The 4,940-nt window shown below is 65.7% G+C and carries 5 protein-coding genes; 2 read left to right on the top strand and 3 right to left on the bottom strand.

The window, feature by feature from the left end; translation table 11 throughout:
• The 3 genes from Q1L59_RS03150 to Q1L59_RS03140 form a co-directional block, all read right to left on the bottom strand.
• Positions 1 to 1,145: hypothetical protein (locus Q1L59_RS03150; protein WP_300327906.1), on the bottom strand; the 1,145-nt coding region annotated here is incomplete at its 3' end.
• Entirely contained in the window at positions 1,142 to 2,488 is a 1,347-nt protein-coding gene (locus Q1L59_RS03145) for an AAA family ATPase (RefSeq protein ID WP_300327904.1), read from the bottom strand. The genes Q1L59_RS03145 and Q1L59_RS03150, both read right to left, overlap by 4 nt.
• Positions 2,485 to 3,108, bottom strand: coding sequence for a hypothetical protein (locus Q1L59_RS03140; protein WP_300327910.1), 624 nt, complete (start codon positions 3,106 to 3,108; stop codon positions 2,485 to 2,487). Before Q1L59_RS03140 ends, Q1L59_RS03145 begins: the two co-directional genes overlap by 4 nt.
• Before the next feature lie 93 nt (positions 3,109 to 3,201).
• Here Q1L59_RS03140 and Q1L59_RS03135 point away from each other — a divergent pair, with 93 nt between their 5' ends.
• Together Q1L59_RS03135 and Q1L59_RS03130 are read left to right on the top strand one after the other, a co-directional pair.
• Positions 3,202 to 3,645: a rhodanese-like domain-containing protein gene (locus Q1L59_RS03135; RefSeq protein ID WP_300327902.1), complete on the top strand. Its 444-nt coding sequence runs from the start codon at positions 3,202 to 3,204 to the stop codon at positions 3,643 to 3,645.
• Positions 3,645 to 4,475 (top strand): SAM-dependent methyltransferase, encoded by an 831-nt coding sequence (locus tag Q1L59_RS03130; protein ID WP_300327908.1) that lies wholly within the window; start codon positions 3,645 to 3,647, stop codon positions 4,473 to 4,475. Before Q1L59_RS03135 ends, Q1L59_RS03130 begins: the two co-directional genes overlap by 1 nt.
• The last annotated feature ends 465 nt before the right edge of the window (positions 4,476 to 4,940 follow it).

The raw sequence follows: 4,940 nt of genomic DNA, 5'->3' as shown, positions 1-4,940 counted from the left end.
TTGGAAGCCTCGACGACGCCCTGTTGTACGCCCTGGTAGTGCAGCGCGCAGGAATGCTCGCGCTGACGCGAGTCAGTCCATTCGGCGGCTTGCCTGAAGGCGAGCAGGATGCTGCGCGGGCTGAGGCGGCCCTTGGCGTCCGCCAGGTGGGTCGTAATCCAGGTATAGGTGTACCCCCTCCGCGCGCTGGCGCCCACCCATGGCCCGGCGAGCGCCTCGATGGCTGCGCGTACCGAATCGGACGTCATTCTTCTGGGTAGGCGGTAGGCGCCACGGATTGCCTGCCCGCACTCGTTCCCCGACTGCTCGAGGTTCCGGCGAAACTCGGCGCCGACCGAAGGTGAGTTGAGCAGATGCAGCAGGATCACGCCATAAAGGTCGTCCGGGCGCCAATCGAGCTTCGCTTTCGCGTGCAACAGCTTGGAACTGTCGGCAAAGCGCCAGACCTCGTCCTCTTCCTCGACCATGTCGGGGCGCAGGAAGAACTTGCAGCGGATGGCGCGTCGTGTCCGGCATTCCAGGCCGAGTTTGAGCGCCGCCGCCAGGATGCGGCGAACTCCTCCCCAGTCTTCCGCCAACCGTTCGAGCGAATCGAAGAGCAGCAGGAGGACTTTCCCGTCCTCGGCCAACGCGCGATCGGCATCGGTCAGGTATCCGGTCGTCGCGCCTGGATGGTCTGCGACCCAGCGTACGGCTTCCGTCCAGTCGCGGTCGGCGAAGGGCAGGTCACGTTTCAGGTAGTGAAAGGCATGCCGGAGCAGCACAGCGCGCCAGATCGCGTCTGGACCTTGGCCCATCCCGAGCAGTTCGCCAATCCGGGTTGCCGTCGGGAATTGCTCGTCTGCCAGATCGAGACCAAAACCGACGCGCACGACGAGTCCGGCAGATCCCGACAAGGATTCCGTATCGGCGACGAAGCGGCGCGTGTTGTCGTCCGCCAGGACCGCGGTCCAGAAACTCTTGCCGGCGCCGCGCATGCCTTCAACGATGGTGTGATCCGGGGACAATGCCTTGGCGTGCGCCGACGGGATGCAGATCTGGGCCAGTTCCGGTGGATCGAGGCTCTCCCACGCCTGGGTAACCGGCAGGCTCATCAGCGCCCGGCGAAAGTCGGCCGCCGGAAACGTCCAGTTCGGTCGATTCACGGCGAGTCCTCGCCGTCCGCGTCAGCCGGAAACAGGCGCCGCGTTGCGCCGGTGAAGAAGTCCCCGAAGGTGTGCTTGACGAGTTCCCACTCCGGCAGTTTGTCCTTCTGGCTCAGGTCGAAGGAGCGGACGCGCGGATCAAAATCGACTAACAGCGGCTGATGCGGCCCGTCCTCGCCTTGCTCGAACAGCCGTGCCGTTGCGCTACCCAGCACGCCCGCGTCGTCGCCTTCCGCGTCGTAAAGTGCCAACCAGGTCTCGTAGCTGCGGTCGACGAAGCGCTGCCGGGCGGCTGCCGCCGGCTCGACCTGCGCCGCCACCATTTTCAAGCGCCAGCGCAAGTCGTCGTCGGGCATTCCCCACTCAATGCTCGGCGCATGACGCAGGTGGTCGAAGAGCAGAACGTAAGCCTGCCAGCCCTGATAGTCGTCGCGCGCGAACATGAAAACCTCGGCGGCAAGCCGTGTGATCGCCGCCGAGCTGATATCGTGCAGCCCGGCACGCGAGTCAAGCAGCACCGCGTCGGGCGTATCGTCGAGGCGTTTAATCTGTACGAGCAGTCGCTGCAAGCGCTCGGCGAATCCCAGCAGGCGCGCCTCATCGTCGTTGCTGAAGACCGGCATGAAGACGCGCCCCAGCTTGTTGATGTAGTTCTTGGTCCTTTTCCCGAAGGCGGGGAGGACACGGATTCGTCCGGGAGTGGACTCGGCCAGCGCACACTCGCCCAGGCATTCGCTCAACGGGAAACTGTCGGCGTCGCCGGAAAGCGTTTCGATCAGCCAGTCGACCACGCCAAAGTCGGGCATCCTGTCCTCGTCCAGCAAGACGCCGGCCAGCCCGGGCGCCTCGAGGTCGAGGTCCACGACCACCACCTTCTTGCCCTGGCGCGCCAAGTGCCAGGCCCAGAGCGCCAGCGCCGTCGTCCGACCGACGCCGCCCTTGATGCTGAAGGCGATCGCCGTCGGCAGCGGTGGTGAGGCAGAGAGCGGCCGGCGCAGCCAATCCTGGTTGGTCTGCAAACGATCGAGCAGCCACGTGTTGGTTTGATCCGGAAGGCGGATGCGATCGCTTGACGCGCAGATCGCGTCTTCGTCGATCAGGTCGCTGGTGCGCAGGAGAACGCGCCGTACGCCGGGGCTGTAACGCCCCAATTCAGCGTCCAGGCGGTCCGCCAGTTCATCCCAGTCGCTCGCTTCAGCCAGCGCGCTATCGGGCAGGACGACGGTGAGCAGGCCAAAGGCGTCGCGCACGATCGTGGTCAGTGGAGACACGGCTGGAAAACGCTGCTTGAGCACCGCCAACGCGGCGGGCAAGGCTTGGTCGAAGTTCTGCGCGGCGGTCATCGGGTCCGTTCCTCAGAGATCAGCGCCGCGCCCAGGAGTCGGCGCGCTGCCTTTCGATGAGCTTCCACGGCATCTCGCGCCAAGCAAGCGTCGGCGGCGTAGCGCTGGCCAATTGTCCAGTCGCCGAACGGGGGAGGGTCCAGTCTAAGGAGCGCGGACAGGCCCGGGAAGCTTTTCTGCATGTTGTGCACATGAACCTGGTCCCACAATTTGTCGATGTGCAGCTTGTACTTGTCGTGCAAGCAAGCTTGAGCCGAATAGCCCGGCAGCGACGAGAGCGCAGCCTTCACCGCGCACTCGGCAGCGATGCCGTACAACTGGTCGGCGTTTTCCTGACGCTGATGGCTCCAGAGAAGTTCGGCGTCGCGCCAATGTCGCGTGGCCGCCGCCGGATAGTCCTCCGGAAATTTCTGCAGATTTGCCAACAGTTGCCGTCCCGTTGCGGGTCGTTGTAATGAAAAAGGGCGCGCGCGGTCCACCTGCATCCGGAACGGCTTGCCTTTCGGCCGATGAACCGTGCGGCCAAGCGCCCGCTGGCGAAAGTGATGGGCAGGGCAGGCGCCGCACAGGGAAGCCGGAACTGGGAACGCGCTGCGAGTATAGGGAGCGCGCCGCAGCACCGTCAAGCGTGCGCCCGACGACGGCCGTGTCGGCGGCGCCGTCCGCTGGGCGCAGCAGGCGGTAGAATGCCGGCTGCTTTCCGGAGAACCATCATGTTGCGTGCTGCTTTCCTGCTTTTGCTCCTTGCTTTCGCGCCTCATCTGCGCGCCGAGGTGGTCGACGTCGGGAACGCCGAACTGGCGCGTCTGCTGGCTGCCGGCGTGCCGGTGATCGATATTCGCACGGCTGGCGAGTGGAAGGAGACCGGCGTCGTTCCGGGCAGCCGGCTGATCACACTGTTCGACGAGCGCGGCCGTGCCGACGCGGCCGACTGGCTGGCGAAAGTGCGCGCGGTGGCGAAGCCGGAGCAGCCGGTGATCCTCATCTGCCGGAGCGGCAACCGGACGCGCGCGGCGAGCCGTCTGCTCGCCGAGCAGGCAGGCTACCGGACGGTGTACAACGTGCAGGACGGGATTAGGGCGTGGGCGAAGGAAGGGCGCTCGCTGGCGCCGCTGCCGCCGACGGCGGCGGCGTGTTCGCCAGGCGCGAGCTGCTGATGCCGGCGCCAGCGCCGCCGGACGAAATTCGCGCCGGGCAGTCGCTCGAGCTGCTCAAGGCGCTGCATATCCTGACCCGCGACGGCGCGCTGAATCAGGACAGCCGGCGGAAGCTGAAACAGGTCTATCATCTGTACAACTTCATCGAGCCGCTGTTGCTTGAAGCACAGCAGGCGCACGCCGACCTGCATCTGGTCGACCACGGCGCCGGCAAGTCGTATCTCGGATTCATCCTCTACGATCTGTTCTTCCGCCTGCGCGGCGGGTCGTCGTCAGGTGTCTGGAGCATCGAGACGCGCGCCGAGCTGGTTGAGCGCGCGCGCGAACTGGCTGACCGCCTGGGTTTTGTCGGCATGCATTTCGTTAATCTGTCGGTTGCCGATGCGATCGCCGCGCGCGAATTGCCGGCGCGCGTCGACCTGGTGACTGCCTTGCATGCCTGTGACACGGCGACCGATGACGCGATTTCGTTTGCGCTTGCCCGGCAGGCGAAATTCCTCGCGCTGGTGCCGTGCTGCCAGGCCGAGCTTGCCGCGACCTTGCGCAAGCATAAGGCGACGGCGCTTGCCGCGGCGCTCGGCGAGGTCTGGCGCCATCCGCTGCACACGCGTGAGTTCGGCAGCCACCTGACCAATGTCCTGCGCTGCCTGCGCCTGCAGGCGCATGGCTACGAAGTCCGCGTCACCGAATTGACCGGCTGGGAGCATGCACTGAAGAACGAACTGATCATCGCCGTGCACAAGAACCTGCCGACGCGCCAGCCGGCCAGGCGATTGGCCGAGCTACTCACGCTCTTCGGCCTCGACGAACTGCGCGAGCGTTTCGCCTAGCCGCAGCGCGTGCCTGGCGCCGCCGGCCCGCGCCGCTGCGCGAGCGAGCGCGCTTGCTGTCGGCCCCGGAGCGCAGCGGGCCGGGTTGGTGCCGACAGCCGAAGAACTCGCTCAAGCTAGCGAATCCGCGTGCCGTCAGGCTTCGTGCGGAGAGAATGCAAGTTTTGGACAGCGGAGGGCTCGTTCGTCCGCTGCGTGTTTTGCTGCCGACTGGAGCGACCGGGGAGCCTCACGCCGGACGAGGCGATCTCCCTGCTGATCAGCCCGTTCAACAGCCGACAGAGAATCGAGCAGGTGTTGGGCAGCGCGCGCACCTCGATTCAGATCGCCAACGCCAAACTGAGCCTCTTGCAAAACTCCCCCGCGCGAGTTGCTGCGCCGCAGCATTCACCCTCTGGGGGCGATTTGTTGTCGGGATAGAGGTCTGGGTGCCCGAGCGGCTAAGCTGATGGCATCGTTTTCATG

Source organism: Accumulibacter sp. (assembly GCF_029255125.1).
GTDB lineage: Bacteria > Pseudomonadota > Gammaproteobacteria > Burkholderiales > Rhodocyclaceae > Accumulibacter.
This window is presented reverse-complemented; position numbering and strand designations above follow the sequence as displayed.

Coding starts and splice junctions, on each gene's coding strand:
- Q1L59_RS03130 (WP_300327908.1), top strand. CDS start 3,645: ATGCCGGCGCCAGCGCCGCCGGACGAAATTCGCGCCGGGCAGTCGCTC.
- Q1L59_RS03135 (WP_300327902.1), top strand. CDS start 3,202: ATGTTGCGTGCTGCTTTCCTGCTTTTGCTCCTTGCTTTCGCGCCTCAT.
- Q1L59_RS03145 (WP_300327904.1), bottom strand. CDS start 2,488: ATGACCGCCGCGCAGAACTTCGACCAAGCCTTGCCCGCCGCGTTGGCG.